The 15,407-nt window shown below is 72.5% G+C and carries 17 protein-coding genes; 8 read left to right on the top strand and 9 right to left on the bottom strand.

Features of this window, described 5'->3' with window-relative positions:
• Window positions 1-119: 119 nt before the first annotated feature.
• On the top strand, window positions 120-977 hold the full coding sequence (locus tag AB0E85_RS06025) for a glycerophosphodiester phosphodiesterase (RefSeq protein WP_361922970.1): 858 nt from the start codon (window positions 120-122) through the stop codon (window positions 975-977).
• Here the strand turns inward: AB0E85_RS06025 and AB0E85_RS06020 are convergent.
• Window positions 956-1,597 (bottom strand): TetR/AcrR family transcriptional regulator, encoded by a 642-nt coding sequence (locus AB0E85_RS06020; protein ID WP_361922968.1) that lies wholly within the window; start codon window positions 1,595-1,597, stop codon window positions 956-958. The two genes, AB0E85_RS06025 and AB0E85_RS06020, sit on opposite strands and share 22 nt — an antisense overlap.
• A gap of 107 nt (window positions 1,598-1,704) precedes the next feature.
• On the opposite strand from AB0E85_RS06020, the gene AB0E85_RS06015 reads away from it, so the two are divergent.
• Window positions 1,705-1,914, top strand: coding sequence for a DUF6243 family protein (locus tag AB0E85_RS06015; protein WP_361922965.1), 210 nt, complete (start codon window positions 1,705-1,707; stop codon window positions 1,912-1,914).
• Between the two features lie 134 nt (window positions 1,915-2,048).
• The gene (locus AB0E85_RS06010) at window positions 2,049-3,497 is read left to right on the top strand and encodes a S28 family serine protease (RefSeq protein ID WP_361922962.1); all 1,449 of its coding nucleotides are present in this window, start codon (window positions 2,049-2,051) and stop codon (window positions 3,495-3,497) included.
• Here the strand turns inward: AB0E85_RS06010 and AB0E85_RS06005 are convergent.
• The 4 genes from AB0E85_RS06005 to AB0E85_RS05990 all read right to left on the bottom strand — a co-directional run bounded on the left by AB0E85_RS06005 (window position 3,464) and on the right by AB0E85_RS05990 (window position 8,052).
• The gene (locus AB0E85_RS06005; protein WP_361922959.1) at window positions 3,464-3,817 is read right to left on the bottom strand and encodes a hypothetical protein; all 354 of its coding nucleotides are present in this window, start codon (window positions 3,815-3,817) and stop codon (window positions 3,464-3,466) included. The genes AB0E85_RS06010 and AB0E85_RS06005 overlap by 34 nt on opposite strands.
• 76 nt (window positions 3,818-3,893) lie before the next feature.
• Window positions 3,894-4,877 carry a small ribosomal subunit Rsm22 family protein gene (locus AB0E85_RS06000; RefSeq protein ID WP_361922956.1) on the bottom strand — a complete coding sequence of 328 codons (984 nt, stop codon included), beginning with the start codon at window positions 4,875-4,877 and terminating at the stop codon, window positions 3,894-3,896.
• 686 nt (window positions 4,878-5,563) lie between these two features.
• The gene (locus tag AB0E85_RS05995; protein ID WP_361922953.1) at window positions 5,564-6,742 is read right to left on the bottom strand and encodes a serine hydrolase domain-containing protein; all 1,179 of its coding nucleotides are present in this window, start codon (window positions 6,740-6,742) and stop codon (window positions 5,564-5,566) included.
• A complete protein-coding gene (locus AB0E85_RS05990) occupies window positions 6,685-8,052 on the bottom strand; it encodes a multidrug effflux MFS transporter (protein ID WP_361922950.1) in 1,368 nt (455 codons plus the stop codon). Before AB0E85_RS05990 ends, AB0E85_RS05995 begins: the two co-directional genes overlap by 58 nt.
• A gap of 84 nt (window positions 8,053-8,136) precedes the next feature.
• Between AB0E85_RS05990 and AB0E85_RS05985 the strand changes: the two genes are divergently transcribed.
• Both AB0E85_RS05985 and AB0E85_RS05980 read left to right on the top strand, forming a co-directional pair.
• Window positions 8,137-9,159 (top strand): Gfo/Idh/MocA family oxidoreductase, encoded by a 1,023-nt coding sequence (locus AB0E85_RS05985; RefSeq protein WP_361922947.1) that lies wholly within the window; start codon window positions 8,137-8,139, stop codon window positions 9,157-9,159.
• A 70-nt stretch (window positions 9,160-9,229) separates the two neighbouring features.
• Window positions 9,230-9,988 (top strand): SDR family oxidoreductase, encoded by a 759-nt coding sequence (locus AB0E85_RS05980; protein ID WP_361922944.1) that lies wholly within the window; start codon window positions 9,230-9,232, stop codon window positions 9,986-9,988.
• Between the two features lie 310 nt (window positions 9,989-10,298).
• Here the strand turns inward: AB0E85_RS05980 and AB0E85_RS05975 are convergent, their stop codons facing one another.
• Entirely contained in the window at window positions 10,299-10,625 is a 327-nt protein-coding gene (locus AB0E85_RS05975; RefSeq protein ID WP_161362552.1) for a nuclear transport factor 2 family protein, read from the bottom strand.
• 198 nt (window positions 10,626-10,823) lie between these two features.
• Here AB0E85_RS05975 and AB0E85_RS05970 point away from each other — a divergent pair, with 198 nt between their 5' ends.
• From AB0E85_RS05970 to AB0E85_RS05960, 3 genes are all read left to right on the top strand, one after another.
• Window positions 10,824-11,381 (top strand): DoxX family protein, encoded by a 558-nt coding sequence (locus AB0E85_RS05970; protein ID WP_361922940.1) that lies wholly within the window; start codon window positions 10,824-10,826, stop codon window positions 11,379-11,381.
• Between the two features lie 61 nt (window positions 11,382-11,442).
• Window positions 11,443-11,868, top strand: coding sequence for a MazG-like family protein (locus AB0E85_RS05965; RefSeq protein WP_361922937.1), 426 nt, complete (start codon window positions 11,443-11,445; stop codon window positions 11,866-11,868).
• A gap of 89 nt (window positions 11,869-11,957) precedes the next feature.
• Window positions 11,958-12,341: a peptidase inhibitor family I36 protein gene (locus AB0E85_RS05960; RefSeq protein WP_361922934.1), complete on the top strand. Its 384-nt coding sequence runs from the start codon at window positions 11,958-11,960 to the stop codon at window positions 12,339-12,341.
• Between the two features lie 64 nt (window positions 12,342-12,405).
• Here AB0E85_RS05960 and AB0E85_RS05955 read toward each other — a convergent pair whose 3' ends face one another.
• The 3 genes from AB0E85_RS05955 to AB0E85_RS05945 all read right to left on the bottom strand — a co-directional run bounded on the left by AB0E85_RS05955 (window position 12,406) and on the right by AB0E85_RS05945 (window position 15,202).
• The gene (locus AB0E85_RS05955; RefSeq protein ID WP_361922932.1) at window positions 12,406-13,494 is read right to left on the bottom strand and encodes a peptidoglycan-binding protein; all 1,089 of its coding nucleotides are present in this window, start codon (window positions 13,492-13,494) and stop codon (window positions 12,406-12,408) included.
• A 99-nt stretch (window positions 13,495-13,593) separates the two neighbouring features.
• Complete coding sequence (locus AB0E85_RS05950) at window positions 13,594-14,649, bottom strand: helix-turn-helix domain-containing protein (protein ID WP_361922929.1); 1,056 nt, start codon at window positions 14,647-14,649, stop codon at window positions 13,594-13,596.
• Window positions 14,650-14,743: 94 nt separating this feature from the next.
• The gene (locus AB0E85_RS05945; RefSeq protein ID WP_361922926.1) at window positions 14,744-15,202 is read right to left on the bottom strand and encodes a peptidoglycan-binding domain-containing protein; all 459 of its coding nucleotides are present in this window, start codon (window positions 15,200-15,202) and stop codon (window positions 14,744-14,746) included.
• Window positions 15,203-15,407 lie beyond the last annotated feature (205 nt).

Below are 15,407 nucleotides of genomic sequence, written 5' to 3'. Positions count from 1 at the left end.
CAGGAAGGGCGCAACGTACAGCGGGCGTCCGAAGGGAGAAGGAACGGCGAACGCCGCTTCCCTCATGATCGGGTGTCATTGCCTGCTTTGCCATGACATGGCGCCCTACCGTGGTCGCCATGGTCACATGGATCGCGCTGACGGGTCTGGCCTCCGCGGCTTCCGTGGTCTCACTGACCCTCACGGGCCCCGGCGGCCGTGCCCCGGCCCCGCTGGAGTGGGGCGCGGGCCCGCTGACCGTGGCGGCCCTGCCCCGGGTCACGTACGTCGCGCACCGCGGCGGCGCCCGTGAGGTCCCCGAGAACAGCATGGCGGGGCTGACGACCGCCTACGAGCGCGGGACCGCGCAGGTGCTGGACTTCGACACGCGGCTGCTGCGCGACGGCACGCCGGTGGTGTTCCACGACGAGACCCTGAACCGCACCACCTACCTGGGCGGCGCGGTGCAGGGCCTGAACGCCCAGGAGTGGCGGGGCGTACGCCTGCGCCCGAAGGACAGGCTCCCCGGGAGCTGGCGGTCGGAGCGGCCGCCGACGGTCGCCGAGGTGCTGGATCGTTTCGGCGGGCGGATCGTGCTGATGCTGGAGGCGAAGGACCCGCGCAGTCTGGACCGGCTGGCCGAGCTGATCCGGGCCCGCGGCCTGACCCGCTCGGTGTTCGTGAACTCCAACGACCCGGAGGTGGCCCGGCGCGTCCACCGCCTCGGGCTGCTCACGCAGTTGTGGCGCTCGGCGCAGCAGCTGCGCACGGACCGGCCGGAGCGCTGGCGGTCGTTCGTGGACCTGCTGGACGTGGACCACCGGGCGCGCGACGCCGATCTGGTGCGGGCGGTGAACTCGGGGATCGCGCGGGTGTGGGCGCACACCGTCCTGACGGACGCGCAGCGGGACCGGGTGCTGGCGCTGGGCTGCGGCGGCGTGATCACGGACGCGCCGGGGCGCCTGGCCCGGGCCGCTCAGCGCGGGGCCAGGCCGTGAAGGGCGTAGTCGACGAGGGTGTCGGTGTACTCGTAGGAGATCGGGCCGGTGTGCTGGAGCCAGCGCTGGGCGAGCGGGGAGATGAAGAACTCCAGGGCGATGCGCGGGTCGATGTCGGGACGCACCTGGCCGGCCTCCTGCGCGGCGCGCAGCCGGCCGGTGTAGAGGTCGAGTGAGGGCTGCATGAGCTTGGCCACGAGTTCGCGCCCGAGCTGCTCGTTGACGACGCCCTCGGCGGCCAGCGCGCGGGAGGGGGCCTCGAACCTCGGATCGCGCAGTTCGTCGACGGTGGCGCGCAGGACGGCCTTGAGGTCGGCGGCGACGTCACCGGTGTCCGGGAAGGTGTACGGCTCCGGCCCGGCATCCGGCGCGGACCGCTCGGCCAGGTCGAGGAACGCCTCCATCAGGACGTCCGCCTTGGACGACCACCACCGGTAGATCGTCTGCTTGCCGACACCGGCGCGGGCTGCGATGCCCTCGATGGTGGTCTTGGGGTAGCCCACCTCGACGACGAGCGCGAGGGCGGCGTCGTAGATGGCGCGGCGGGACTTCTCGCTGCGCCGGGTGGAGTCGGGGGTGGGCTTGCCGGGGGCGTGCTGGGCGGATTTCTGGGCGGCCATGCGTCGAATTTATCAGGTTGACAAGACGGAGCGTCTCGCGGACAGTGGAGCGGTACGCACGAGACGAACCGTCTCGTTGCGACAAGGAATCAGGGAAGGAGCCCGGGATGACCCGAGGCGGAGCCGGAAACATGCTGGGGGTCGGCGGATCGCGCAGGAACCTCGGCCGCAATGCACTGCGCGGCGGCGGCCGGGCCGGCCGGATCGGCGGCGGTCTCGACCCGCAGGCACAGAAGCGCGAACTGCTGCGCAAGCTCCAGGAGCAACGACAGCAGCGGGAAGGACGGGAGGAGGGCCCGGCCGGCGAGGAGTCGTGAGCCTCCCCCGTGCGAGGGAGGGCGCACCCCCGTGCGCGGGATCCTCCCGGGCCGTCCGGCGGATGTACTGAGGCGGTCGCGGCCCGCGACCGGCGCACACACCCGCCGCACGGACACCCGGGAGGACTCGGCTCATGACCGCATGGACCAGACGACGGCTGCTGACCTCGGCGGCCCTGGCCGTCCCGGCGACGGGCCTCGCCACCTCGGCGGCCACGGCCCTCCCGGCGACGGGCCTCGCCACCTCGGCGGCCACGGCCCTCCCGGCGACGGGCCTCGTCACCGCGGCGGCCCCGCCCGCGCGGGCGGCGGCAGCGACGGCCCGCAACGGGGACGCCGACGTGGCCGACGCCTTACGGGCCCTTCCCGGACTGCGCCTGATCGAAGAGCGGCAGGACGCCGAACCCGGCTACCGGCACTTCGTCCTGGGCCTGCGCCAGCCGGTCGACCACACGGATCCCGCCGCGGGCACCTTCGAGCAGCGCCTCACCCTGCTCCACACCGCCGCCGACCGCCCCACCGTGCTGTTCAGCACCGGTTACCACGCGGTCCTCACCCCACGGCGGACCGAACCGGCCGTCCTGCTCGGCGCCAACCAACTCCAGGTGGAGCACCGCTACTTCGGCGCCTCACGCCCCGCCGGCCCGGGCTACGCCCACCTCACGATCCGCCAGGCCGCCGACGACCACCACCGCGTCGTCCGGCTCTTCCGCCGGCTCTACCCCGGCGCGTGGATCTCCACCGGCGGCAGCAAGGGCGGCATGGCGAGCGTCTACCACCGCCGTTTCCATCCCCACGACGTGAACGGCACGCTGGTCTACTCGGCCCCGAACAACGTCGACGACCGCGACGACTCCGCGTATCTCCGCTTCCTGGAGACGGTCGGCACTCCCGACGCCCGGGAGGCCCTGAAGACGGCCCAGCGGGCGATCCTGCTGCGCCGGACCGAGCTGGTCGCGCGCTACGAGGCCTGGGCGGCCGCCCGCGGCGACACCTTCCGGCTCGTCGGCAGCGCCGACAAGGCGCTCGAAGTCGCCGCCCTGCGGGTGCCGTTCATGTTCTGGCAGCGGGGCACGCCGGCCGATGTCGCGGCGATCCCCGGCCCCGGGGCGACGGACGAGGAGCTGTACACCTGGCTGGACGACACGGCGGGCCTGGCGCTGTACGCCGACACGACCGCCCGGAACTACATCCCGTACTGGTACCAGATCGGCACCCAGCTCGGGTACGGCAGCTTCCCCGCCGCGCACCTCGCGGACCTGCTCCGCCACCCCGGCGCCGCCGAGCCGCGCAGTTTCGTCCCCCGGGACGTCCCCCTGCGCTTCGACCGGGCCGCCATGCCCGACATCGACCGCTGGGTCCGGCGGCGCGGCAGCCGGCTGCTGTTCGTCCACGGCACCCAGGACCCGTCCGTGGCCGAGCACTTCCGCCCCGGGGGTCCCGACTCACGGATACTGTGGGTGCGGGGCGGGAATCACGGGGCCGGCCTCGCGGACCTGTCCCCCGCCGACCGGACGGCGGCGGAGGACACGCTGGTCCGCTGGGCGGGTCAGGAGTACTTCACGCACACGTTGGGCACGTAGCCGACGGTGCCGCGGTAGTTGACCTTGCGCCAGTAGTGGTAGCTGTCTATCCCGCAGGTGTTCTTGTACGAGCCGCCGTCGACGCCCTTGATGTCGCAGCCCTTGGTGCCCTTGTACCAGAGGCGCAGGCTGGTGGACCGGGTGCTGGCCGACTTGCGGACGTGAACGGTCGACAGGGCCGTGAGGCTCTTGCACTTCGCCGTCGCCGCGACGGTGGCCATGTCGTCGCTCTTCACGGTCGCCGTGCCGGAGGCGCTCGGCACGAGCCCGGTCAGCGCCAGGGCCGCCACCGCCAGCGGGGCGATCAGCAGTTTCTTCAAGGTTCCTCCCGTTTCAGTGGTACGCGTTACGCACGCCCGAGGGCGCGAGTTGATCTTATGCGTACCTGACAGAAGCTCAGGAGGGCGGCCAGGCGTCTCCCCAGTCGGCGTCCCGCGCGGCCTTGTACAGGTCGCCGTGGCGCTTGGTGACGGTGGCGCGGCGCAGGGACGGTTCGCTCTCGCACAGGTCGAGGAGGACCTGACCCTTGCGGATCTGGGGGCGCCGGACGACCCGGTTGGCAGCCGGTTCGACGGGGAAGCGGGCGGCGGCGACGTAGGCGAACTTCTCGTCCTCGTAGGCGAGGGAGCCGCCCTTGACCTGACGGTGCAGGGAGGAGCGGCTGACCCGTGCGGAGAAGTGGCACCAGTCCGTGCCCGGGGCGATCGGGCATGTGGCGCTGTGCGGGCACGGGGCGGCGATCCGGAAGCCTGCGGTGATCAGGCGGTCCCGGGCCTCGATGAGGCGGGCGTAACCGTCGGGGGTGCCGGGTTCGACGATCACGACGGCCTGGGCGGCCGCCGCGGCGGCGTCGACGAGGGCGGTGCGGTCGGCGGCGGTCAGCTCGTTGAGGACGTAGGAGACGGTGACGAGGTCCGTGCTGTCGAGGGTGAGCGCCGCTCCGATCCGGGAGCGCCGCCAGCGTACGTCCCGCAGCTCCGGGTTGGCCGCGGCGATCTCCCGCCCCAGGGCGAGCGCGGGCTCGGCCCAGTCGAGCACGGTGACGGGCCGCTCCCCGCCCCAGACGGCGTTCACGGCCCAGGCGGCGGCGCCCGTGCCCCCACCGAGGTCGGTGTGCCCGCCCGGCACCCACGCGGGCACGGCGTCCGCGAACGCCTCCAGCGCGGCGCGCACGGCCTCGAAGGTCGCCGGCATCCGGTAGGCGGCGTAGGCGGCGACGTCGGCCCGGTCCCGGAGGATGGGAGCGTCGGTCGGGGTGGCCCCCCGGTAGCTGGCGATCAGCCGCTCGACCGCCTGCGAGGCCTGCCGGGGCGGCAGCCCGTCGAGCAGACCGGCAAGAGCGGCACGGAGATTTTCGGCCGGGGGTGCGGGGGCGTTCACCCGGCGATTCTACGAGGCGGGCCGGGGCGGGTGCGGCGCTCACCCGGGGCGGCCCGCCCGGGCTTCCGACGACCTCCGGCGCCGCCACCGCCGCCGTCCGCCGCCACACCGGCTCCGTGCCCGGGACCGGCTGGGCTGGGCTTGCCCGCTCGGCCCGGCCCGGCCCGCCCGGTTCGGCTCGGGCGGCTCGACTCGGGCGGCTCGGGCGGCTCGGCTCCGGCGGCTCGGCTCGGGCGGCTCGGCTCGGCTCCGGCGGCTCGGGCGGCTCGGCCCGCCCAGCCCACTCGGGCGGCTCGGCTCGGCCCGCCCGGCTGGGCGCGGCCCGCCCGGCTCGGGCGGCTCGGCTCGAGCGGCTCGGCTCGAGCGGCTCGGCTCGGGCGGCTCGGCTCGGGCGGCTCGGCTCGGGCGGCTCGGCTCGGGCGGGCTCGGCCCGCCCGGCCCGCTCGGGCGGCTCGGGCGGCTCGGCTCGGCCCGCCCGGCTGGGCCCGGCTCGGCAGGGCTCGGCAGGGCTCGGCAGGGCTCGGCTCGGCTCCGCGGTGGTGTGATGACCGCCGGGAGGTGACGACACCACCCCCGGCCGGGCACCACGGCTCGCCCCTCACCGGAGGACCACCGCCCCGCCCGGGCCACCCGGAGGTGACGACACCTCCCCGGCCGGGCGCCCCGGCTCGCCCCTCACCGGAGGGTCACCGCACCGCCCGCGCCACCCGTGACGCCGCTGCCGCTCGCGGCGCACTGTCCGGGCGGCGGCGGCGTGGGTGGACCGCGTTGGTGAGGAGGATCAGGAACGTGTCCGTGGCCGGGTCGAGGACGAGGGACGTGCCGGTGAAGCCCGTGTGGCCCGCCGCACCGCGGCCCGCCAGGTCGCCCATGAACCAGGGCTGGTCGAGGGAGAAGCCGAGGCCCGGCGGGGTGAAGAGGAGCTCGACGAAGTCGGGGCCGAGGATGCGGGCCGGGCCGTAGGAGCCGCCGGCGAGGAGGGTGCGGCAGAACACCGCGAGGTCCCGGCCGGTGGAGAACAGGCCCGCGTGGCCGGCCACGCCCCCGAGGGCCCAGGCGTTCTCGTCGTGGACCTCGCCCCGCAGCATCCCCCGGTCCGCCTTGGCCCACGGCCGCCGCTGGTCCTCCGTCGCCGCGGCACCCGGGCAGGGCCCGAAGTCCGTCGCCGTCATGCCCAGCGGCCGGGTGATTCCGTCGTGGACCAGGACGTCGAGGGTGCGGCCGGTGACGCGCTCCAGGACGTACTGGAGGAGGAGCATGTTGAGGTCGGAGTAGCGGTACGTGCCCGGCACCCCGGCCGGCGGCTCCGCCTGGAGTGCGGCCAGCCGCTGGGCGTCGTCGGCGTAGTCGTGGAGGGGCAGTTCGGGCCGCAGCCCCGAGGTGTGGGTGAGCAGCTGCCGCACGGTGATGCCGTGCCGGGCGGCCGCCGTGAAGTCGGGCAGGTACGCCCCGACCTTCGCGTCGATGCCTAGCGTGCCGCGCTCGATCTGCTGCACGGCGGCCACGGACGTGAACAGCTTGGTCAGGGACGCCAGGTCGAAGGGCGTGCCGACGGTCATCGGGACGCGTTCCTCGGGTGGCAGTTCCACCCCGGCGTCGGCCTCGGGGTCGTAGGCCGCGTAGCGCACGGCCCACCCCGCGGCCTCCTCCACCGCGATCACCGGGCCGCGCCCGACGACCAGGACTGCTCCGGGCGCCCAGGGACGCTGCCCGGTGGTCAGGACGTGGACCTCCCGGACGAGGTGACGCAGCTCCGCGGGGTCGAGTCCGGCCCGTTCCGGCGTGCCGTCGCGCAGTCTGGGTGCGCTCAGCTGACTGCTCCCTCCACGCTCGGGCGGCTGCTCTCCTTCTTCCAGGGTCGGCACATTCCCATGAAGCAGGCAAGTGCCACCAGTGCGGCGGCCAGTTGGACGACGGCCATCGGGAGGGCGGTGTCCTCCCCGGCGACGCCGACGAGCGGGGAGGCGATCGCGCCGATGAGGAAGGAGGACGTGCCGAGCAGGGCGGATGCCGAACCGGCGGCGTGCTTGGTGCGCATCAGGGCGAGCGCCTGGGTGTTGGGCAGGGTGATGCCCATCGCGGACATCAGCACGAACAGCGCGGCGGCGACAGGCACGAGACCGACCTCGCCGAAGACGCCCAGGGACATCAGCAACAGCGCGGTCGAGGCCGTGATGACGATCGCGAGGCCGATGCCCAGCACCCGGTCGAGGCTGACCCGGCCGACCAGGATCTTGCCGTTGATCTGGCCGACGACGACCAGCCCGACCGAGTTGAGGCCGAACAGCAGGCTGAACGTCTGGGGGGAGGCGCCGTAGATCTCCTGGATGACGAACGGGGACGCCGAGATGTAGGCGAACAGGGAGGCGAAGGCGAAGCCGCCGGCGAGGGTGTAACCCGCGAAGGAGCGGTCGGCGAGCAGGCCGCGCATCGAGCGCAGCGCCTCTCCGACGCCGCCGCTGTGCCGTTCGGCGGGCGCCAGCGTCTCGGGCAGCCGCGCCCAGACCAGGACCCCGATCAGCACGCCGATGACCGTGAGGACGGCGAACACGCCCCGCCAGTCCGTGACGCGCAGGACCTGCCCGCCGATCAGCGGCGCCACGATCGGGGCGACGCCGGAGATCAGCATGAGGGTGGAGAAGAAGCGGGCCATGGCCATGCCGTCGTAGAGGTCACGGACGACGGCCCGGGCGATCACGATGGCGGCCGCGCCCGCGAGGCCCTGGGCCAGCCGGAAGGCCACCAGCAGCTCGACGGTGGGAGCGAGCGCGCACAGCACCGTGGCGACGACGAAGACGGCGAGCCCGGCGAGCAGCGGACGGCGGCGCCCCCACCGGTCGCTCATCGGCCCGACCACGAGCTGCCCGAGCGCCATGCCGGCCAGGCAGGCCGTGAGGGTGAGCTGCACGGTCGCGGCGGGCGCGTGCAGGGAACGGGTGACCTCCGGCAGGGACGGGAGGTACATGTCCATCGCCAGCGGCGGCACGGCGGTCAGGCTCCCGAGGAGGAAGGTGACCAAGAGCGCGGTACGGCGGTGCGATGCGCGGTCGGGCCGCTCGGACCGCTCGGACCGCTCAGCCCCGGCTGCGGCCCCCTGCGCGGTGTCCGGTGCCTCCTGTGCGGTCTTCGATGCCTCCTGCTCGGTCTTCGATATGGACGCCCCACCCTCGGGCATGAGTCCCTCCCTCTGCGTTCGATCGCCACCTATGCTCTCAGCTCGTACGCAGTGCTCGGGGTCACGAGGTGGAGGCGGGGCGGCATGACGGCGGACACGGTGCGGTGGGGGATCCTGGCGACCGGCGGTATAGCGGGCGCGTTCACCGCGGATCTGATCGACCTGCCGGACGCGGAGGTCGTGGCGGTGGCGTCCCGGTCGGAGGCGTCGGCGAAGACGTTCGCGGAGCGGTTCGGCATCCCCCGGGCCTACGGCGACTGGAACGCCCTCGCGCAGGACGAGGACATCGATGTCGTCTACGTCGCCACCCCGCACACGGCGCACCGGACCGCCGCCGGGCTGTGCCTCGCGGCCGGGCGGCACGTGCTGTGCGAGAAGCCCTTCACGCTGAACGTGCGCGAGGCGGAGGAACTCGTCGCGCTGGCGCGGGAGCACGGGCGCTTCCTGATGGAGGCGATGTGGATGTACTGCAACCCGCTGGTACGCCGCCTCAAGGCGCTCGTCGACGACGGGGTGATCGGCGAGGTGCGCAGCGTCCAGGCCGACTTCGGGCTGGCCGGCCCGTTCCCGCCCTCGCACCGGCTGCGCAACCCGGAGCTGGGCGGCGGCGCGCTGCTCGATCTGGGCGTGTACCCGGTGTCGTTCGCGCAGCTGCTGCTCGGGGAGCCGTCGGACGTCGTGGCGCGGGCGGTGCTCTCCGAGGAGGGCGTCGACCTCCAGACGGCGGCGGTGCTCTCCTTCGACAGCGGCGCGCTCGGCTCGGTGCACTGCTCCATCGTGGGCGGTACGGCGACCTCCGCGTCGGTCACCGGCTCCCAGGGCCGGATCGACATCCCGCACGGATTCTTCTTCCCGGACCGTTTCGTCCTGCACCGGGACGGCCGTGACGCCGAGGAGTTCACCGCAGACCCGGCGGACGGCCCGCGCAACAGCATGCGCCACGAGGCGCTGGAGGTCATGCGGGCCGTGCGCGCCGGTGAGACGGAGTCCCCGCTGGTGCCGCTGGACGGCACGCTCGCGGTGATGCGGACGCTCGACGCGATCCGCGACCGCGTGGGCGTGCGCTACCCCGACGAGACGGGCGAGCCGGAACTCACGCCCGCCTGACACCGTCGTACTGACGCCGTCGTATCCGGGCGGCATGGTCACGGGGAGCGCTCCCGTACGCTGCGGGGCCATGAATGCCAAGGAAAATGCGATCGCGGTGGTGACCGGGGCGGGTTCCGGCATCGGCCGGGCGGTCGCCGTGGAACTGCTGCGCACGGGCTGGTCGGTGGCGCTGGCGGGCCGGCGCGCGGAGACACTGGAGGAGACGGCGGCCCTGGCACCCGGGGCCGCGTCCCTGGCGGTGCGCACGGACGTCTCCCGCCCCGAGGACGTGAACGCCCTGTTCGCCGCGACCGTCGAGCGCTTCGGCCGGGTCGACCTGCTGTTCAACAACGCCGGCACGTTCGGCCCCGGCGGTGTCCCGGTCGAGGAACTGCCCTACGAGGCCTGGCGGCACGTGGTGGACACCAACCTCAACGGGGCGTTCCTGTGCGCGCAGGCGGCGTACCGGCAGATGAAGGAGCAGGCCCCGCAGGGCGGCCGGATCATCAACAACGGCTCCATCTCCGCGCACACGCCCCGCCCGCTGTCGGTGGCCTACACGGCGACCAAGCACGCGCTGACCGGCCTGACGAAGTCGCTCTCCCTGGACGGGCGGCCGTACGGGATCGCCGTCGGGCAGATCGACATCGGCAACGCGGCCACCGACATGACGTCCCGTATGCAGACGGGAGCACTCCAGGCCAACGGGGAGGTCGCCCCGGAACCCGTGATGGACGTCGCGGACGTGGCCCGCACGGTGCGGCACATGGCGGAGCTTCCGCTGGAGGCGAACGTGCAGTTCGCGACCGTACTGGCGACGGCGATGCCGTACGTCGGACGCGGCTGAGCACGAGACGGAGTTCGTCAACTCGTCAACCTGCACAAACGGAATAGCAACGTCCGCCCCATTGCGGCCGGTAGGGGACTTATGCTCAACTCTCCTACACCAAAGCTTCACAGTTGGAGCAGATCGCTTCCGTCGGCCACATCCAGGGGGGAGGCGGCAGTCGTTCCACCGCACCGGGTGGGGGTGGATTCCGCGAGGGACCGCGGAGTACGCACCGGTGCGCGTGGAACGACTGCCGCACAGCTCAAGGGCCGGACGCGGTCTCGCCGGTCACGGTCACAGCAAGGCCCCGCAAGGGTTTACGGCGAGGTCAGGCCTGCCCGGTCTCGAAGCGGCTGATCCTGCCGTCCTCGTCCACGGTGAAGCTCCACCGGGTGCGCATCTCGCCCCAGGTGTCGTTGCTGTAGCGCGCGATGAGGGAACGGCCGCCGTTGGACTCGTTGTCGACCTCCAGGTGACCGTGCGAGGAGAAGATCTCCCGGTCCACCCAGTCGGCGAGGTCCCGGTCGGAGCCGTCGTCCGCCATGGTCGCGCCCGGTGCGAGGAGCGCCATGAAGCTCTCGCGGTCGTGGTTGTTCACGGCGGCCACGAAGGCCCGGACGGCCGGGTCGCTGAGGCGCGTGGTCTGAATCGTCATGCGAGCCAGCCTCGTACCGGCCACCCCCGCCCGCCACCCGTGCCACCCGAACGGCGTCCCGGACGGGTCCGCCGGGTGTCGCGGGGTGTGAGGGGTGCGACGGTGGAAACGCGAGAAGGAGAACTCTCTGACCTGTCTCTGTTCCTTCTGTCTCTGTTCCTTCTGTCTCTGTTCCTGCTGTCTGCTCCGGGAGTCGACGTGAGGCGTAACGACCGACGTGATCTGGGCCTGCTGCTGCTCCGACTGGGGGCGGGCGGTGTGCTGGCGGCGCACGGCACGCAGAAACTGTTCGGCTGGTTCGGCGGACACGGCATCGAGGGCACCGGCCAGTTCATGGAGTCCGTCGGCTACTCCCCCGGCAAGCAGAGCGCGACGGCGGCGGGCCTCGCGGAGACCGGCGGCGGCACGCTGCTGGCCCTGGGCCTGGCCACCCCGGCCGCGGGCGCGGCGGCGGCCGGCGCGATGGCGGGGGCGGCGGCGGTGCACGCCCCGAACGGCTTCTTCAACCAGGGCGGCGGCTACGAGTACGCGGCGACGCTCGGCCTCACGGCAGCGGGCCTGGCCATCACCGGCCCGGGCCGCCTCTCCCTGGACCACCTGCTCGGCCACGCGGTGAACCGCGGCTGGATGATTCCCGCGGCCTTCGCGGCGACGGCGGCGGGCACGGCGGTGGTGGTGGGGTCCCGGGCGAGGCGCCTGCGGAAGGCGAAGGAAGGGGAGCAGGAGGCGTTGTTCGAGGAGGAGTACATGGAGTAGGGGCCGGGGGCTGGACCGGGACCCGGGGCGTTGTCAGTCCCGCATGGCAGGCTGCGCCCCCATGAACGAACAGTCCCCCGCCCCGGAACTCTGGTCCACCATCGACGCCTTGCACGAGTGGCTCGACACCAACCGCCCGGTCGAGGGCCGCGAGGGTCTCCTCCTGCGCATCCTCAAACTCTCCGAGGAGGTCGGCGAGGTCTCGGAGGCGGTGATCGGGGTGACGGGGCAGAACCCGCGCAAGGGGGTCACGCACACGTGGGAGGACGTGGAGGCGGAGCTGTGCGACGTCGTCATCACGGCGCTGCTGGCGCTGCGGACGCTGGCGCCTCAAGCGCGGGAGGTGTTCGGCAGGCATCTGGAGCGGGTCGCGCGGCGGTCGTCGGGGGCGTCTTCTCCCTCCCCCACGGCATCCCGTCTCCCCGAGAACCGGCAGGCCGGCGGGGGTGAGACATCCCAGCCTCCCAAAGGGGCACTCGGCAGTTGATCGGTCACTCGGCGGCGTGAGAGACCTCTTCGTGGCTCGGCGCGGAAGGACGAAGGCGCTGAGTTCCGATCCGACGAAGGGGGAAACACATGAGCGTGTTCAAGGGAGTACGCGCCAAGGCGGGGATCGCCTCGGGCGCCGTGCTGCTGGCCGGTCTGGGCATCGGCGCGACGAGCGGCACCGCGGCCGCCGCGTCGGGCGACTGCCCGAAGGGCTGGTTCTGCGTCTGGGCCGGCGAGAACTACACCGGCCGCATGCAGAAGGTCCAGTACGACAACACGGACCTGTCCAGGTACACCGTCTTCGCCAACGGCTTCCGCTCCGCCTTCAACAACGGCAACAGCTGCGATGTGCAGGTGTACGGCGGTAAGAACTACACCAACTCCCTCGGCACGATCAAGCGCGGCCAGAAGGGCAGCTCCGACGAAGTGACGATCAAGGTCCTCTCCAACAAGTGGGTCAACTGCCGCTGACCGACGTCCGGTTCGCCGACGCACCTGGCCGGCCGAGGGTCGGTGACGCGCTGACCCGAGCCGGTCAGGGGGCGTCGCCGCCCTCGCCCGGCGGGGGGTCCTCGGCGGCGGCGCAGTGGGGCCAGTCGGAGAAGTCCTCGTCCTGAGCCCACAGCCGGTGCGCCGCCCGGATGTTCCAGTCCGGGTCCATGGCCTTCTCCGGCGTGCCCCGCAGATCGCGCAGCCGGGCGTCGGAGATCTGGAAGACGCCCCAGTTCCGGGTGCCGTTGGTGTTGGGTGTGATGTAGAGCGGGTCGAGGAAGGACTGGCAGCGGGCGATCCGCACGGCCGTGTCCGCCTTCTCTCCGAAGACCTCGTGGACACGGTCGGCCACCTGCTTCTTGCTCCAGGTCTTCAGGGACACGTCCTCGTCGTACAGCGCCCGCTTGGTGTCGTCGTCGACGATGCCGTCCACGTTCAGTCCGACCCGCAGCTGGAACGCCTCGACCCGGCGCAGGGTCTCGGGGCCGAAGATGCCGTCGATCCCTATCGTCACTCCGGTTCTGGACAGCAGCAGCTGGACCTCCCGGACGCACTTGTCGCTCTGGCCGTCGCGTACCGGCTCCCGGCATTCACCGGTGAACAGAGGACGGTTGTCGGCCACTGTCCCGGACGGTTCGTCACCGTCGAGCTGCCACAGCAGAACGGCAGCCAGTGCGGCGGCACCGAGCAGGGCGGCGACGGCCCACGGCCACCGGCGCGTCCGGGAGCCCGCGGCCCCCACGGCCTCTGCGCCCTCCTCGGCGGGAGTTGCGGCGGGGCTCAGGGCCTCGGCTTCGCCGCCGACCGGCCCGTCTTCGACAGGCACCGGCGCCGGGGCCCCGGCGGCAGCGGGTTCCGGCACCGGAGACGGCGTACGCGGCTCGCTCGCCAGCACCCACAGCCGATGCAGCTCCGTCACCTCGTCCCGGTCGGCCCTGGCCTGCCGGGCCAGCCGCCTGACCACATCGAAGTCGGCGGGTACGGCCCTGCCCGAGCAGTACCGGTGCAGCGCGGAACGGCTGATGTCCAGCCGGGCGGCAAGCGTCTCGTAACTGTGCGGCGTACGTTCCTTCAGTGCGAGAAGCGCCTCGGCGAATTCCCTGACACGGGCATCGCCCCGATCGCCCTGCATCTTTCCGGACCTCCGCAGCATGATCCCCCGGTACACGCGGTGTCCATGCTACGGAGAAGCGGGCGTTTCGGCATCAACCACGGTTTCACGCAGACGAGTTCACAGCCGATCCACTGGTTCCACCGTGACGTTGCAGTGCGGCCACGCACGGAAGTCCTGGTGCCGTGACCACAGCCGGTGAGCGGCCCGGATGTTCCACTCCGGGTCCAGCGCGTCCACGGGTGTTCCGTCCAGTTCCCGCAGTTGGGACTCGGAGAGCTGGAAGACGCCCCAGGTACGGGTGGAATCGGCCTGGGACGTCGTGGCGAGCGGCTCCAGCAGCGACTGGCACTCGGCCGTGCGCACCGCCTGCCCGGCGTCCCGGTCGAAGACCTCGCGGATGCGGTCCGCCACGCGCTCCTCGCTCCAGGTCTTCAGGGACACGTCCACGTCCTCGTCGTACAGCGCCTGCTTGGTCTCCGTGTCGACGACGCCGTTGTCGTGCAACCCGGCGAACGCCTGGAAGGCCACGACCAGGCTGCGTGTGTCCCCGATGAAACGCCCGGTGACGTCGAGGTCCCCGCCGGCCCTCACCAGCAGACGCTGGACCTCTCGGACGCATTCGCCCCTCTCCCCCATGCCGACCGGCCCCTTGCAGGCCTCCGAGAGCAGCAGTCGCCCGTCGTCGGACGCTCCCGCGGTGCCCCGTACGACACCCAGCACCCCCGCGCCGAGGACGACGGCGACCGCGACGCCGACCAGGTTCCGGGACTTCCGGACGGGCCTTGCGGCCACGGTCGGCCGCGTCGGCGGCCGAGGCACCTGCGGCTCGACCGGTTTCGGTGCCCGTCCCGAAGAATCCGGTTCGTCCGGCTCCGGTGCCCGTCCCGAGGCATACCGTTCGTCCGGCCGAGGATCCCTCCCCGGGGCATCCGGTTCGGTCGCCCGGACCCACAGCCGGTGCAGCCCGACCAGTTCCTCCCGGTCCGCCCCGCACCGCTTGGCGAACCGCTCCACGGTCGCGAAGTCGGCCGGAACCGACTTGCCCGAGCAGTAACGGTGCAGCGCGGACCGGCTGATACCGGTCCGCGCCGCCAAGGTCTCAAAACTCTGCCGCGTGCGTTCCTTCAACTCCCGCAACGCCGCTGCGAACTCCGACCCCCCGCCGTGCCCCATCCCGGTCCTCCCCCGATGACACGGTGCGCATTCCGACGGAGTGATGGTATCGGGGCGGGTGCGGGGCAAGGAGGTTCAGCCGCGCCCCACCGTCTCAGGCACCGTTTCGGAGTTCACCGCAGTACCAGATGTAGCGGTTCTCGTACCAACGCCACTTGAGATGGGTGCGCGACTGCTCGCCGTACTTGCCGTCCTTGCCGATCTTTTCCTCGTTCTGCGCGAACTCAAGCGCGTCCTTGGTGTCCTTGCCGAAGATGCCGTCGACTTCGAGTTTGCGGTCGTAGCACCAGTTCAGGTTGTTCTGCAGCGCCTTGACGGCTTTGCTCTCCGCACCCTGGTTCATGTAGCAGTCGATGTTGCCGCCGTGGGCGGGGAGGTACGCCTTGTAGGAGCCGCCGCCGGCGGCTGGCCTCTTCTTGGTCACCTCGGCATTGCAGTAGCCCGCATAGGCGGCGGCCGGTGTCGCGGTGGCCAGGCCGATCCCGGCGCAGGACAGCAGAACGGCGGCGGCGGAGACGGCCGACTTGGAGCGCAGTGCGCGGGTCTTGTTCACGTGGTGGTCCCCCATGGGCTGGTGAGTGTGCGTGGGCAGCGGACCCGGCGCTCGTCCGAGGGCGCCGAGTCGACGGGTGGATGGTCGTCATGGGCGGGCAGGGGGCGTCAACCGGATGCGGGCGGCACGGGAGGCAGGGATGTCCCACCCGGCCTGAACTGCTGCTTCTCCGCGCGATGGGACGGCCGGCGGGACGAAAGGGCGT

It is taken from the genome of Streptomyces sp. NPDC029044, from assembly GCF_040637495.1.
Classification (GTDB): Bacteria; Actinomycetota; Actinomycetes; order Streptomycetales; family Streptomycetaceae; genus Streptomyces.
The sequence above is the reverse complement of the archived record's forward strand: the minus strand, read 5'-3'. Positions and strand labels throughout refer to the sequence as shown.

What these genes read in the sequence shown, in the direction of transcription:
- AB0E85_RS06025 (WP_361922970.1), top strand. Translation starts at nt 120, where the DNA reads ATGGTCACATGGATCGCGCTGACGGGTCTGGCCTCCGCGGCTTCCGTG.
- AB0E85_RS06020 (WP_361922968.1), bottom strand. Translation starts at nt 1,597, where the DNA reads ATGGCCGCCCAGAAATCCGCCCAGCACGCCCCCGGCAAGCCCACCCCC.
- AB0E85_RS06015 (WP_361922965.1), top strand. Translation starts at nt 1,705, where the DNA reads ATGACCCGAGGCGGAGCCGGAAACATGCTGGGGGTCGGCGGATCGCGC.
- AB0E85_RS06010 (WP_361922962.1), top strand. Translation starts at nt 2,049, where the DNA reads ATGACCGCATGGACCAGACGACGGCTGCTGACCTCGGCGGCCCTGGCC.
- AB0E85_RS05990 (WP_361922950.1), bottom strand. Translation starts at nt 8,052, where the DNA reads ATGCCCGAGGGTGGGGCGTCCATATCGAAGACCGAGCAGGAGGCATCG.
- AB0E85_RS05985 (WP_361922947.1), top strand. Translation starts at nt 8,137, where the DNA reads ATGACGGCGGACACGGTGCGGTGGGGGATCCTGGCGACCGGCGGTATA.
- AB0E85_RS05980 (WP_361922944.1), top strand. Translation starts at nt 9,230, where the DNA reads ATGAATGCCAAGGAAAATGCGATCGCGGTGGTGACCGGGGCGGGTTCC.
- AB0E85_RS05975 (WP_161362552.1), bottom strand. Translation starts at nt 10,625, where the DNA reads ATGACGATTCAGACCACGCGCCTCAGCGACCCGGCCGTCCGGGCCTTC.
- AB0E85_RS05965 (WP_361922937.1), top strand. Translation starts at nt 11,443, where the DNA reads ATGAACGAACAGTCCCCCGCCCCGGAACTCTGGTCCACCATCGACGCC.
- AB0E85_RS05960 (WP_361922934.1), top strand. Translation starts at nt 11,958, where the DNA reads ATGAGCGTGTTCAAGGGAGTACGCGCCAAGGCGGGGATCGCCTCGGGC.
- AB0E85_RS05955 (WP_361922932.1), bottom strand. Translation starts at nt 13,494, where the DNA reads ATGCAGGGCGATCGGGGCGATGCCCGTGTCAGGGAATTCGCCGAGGCG.
- AB0E85_RS05950 (WP_361922929.1), bottom strand. Translation starts at nt 14,649, where the DNA reads ATGGGGCACGGCGGGGGGTCGGAGTTCGCAGCGGCGTTGCGGGAGTTG.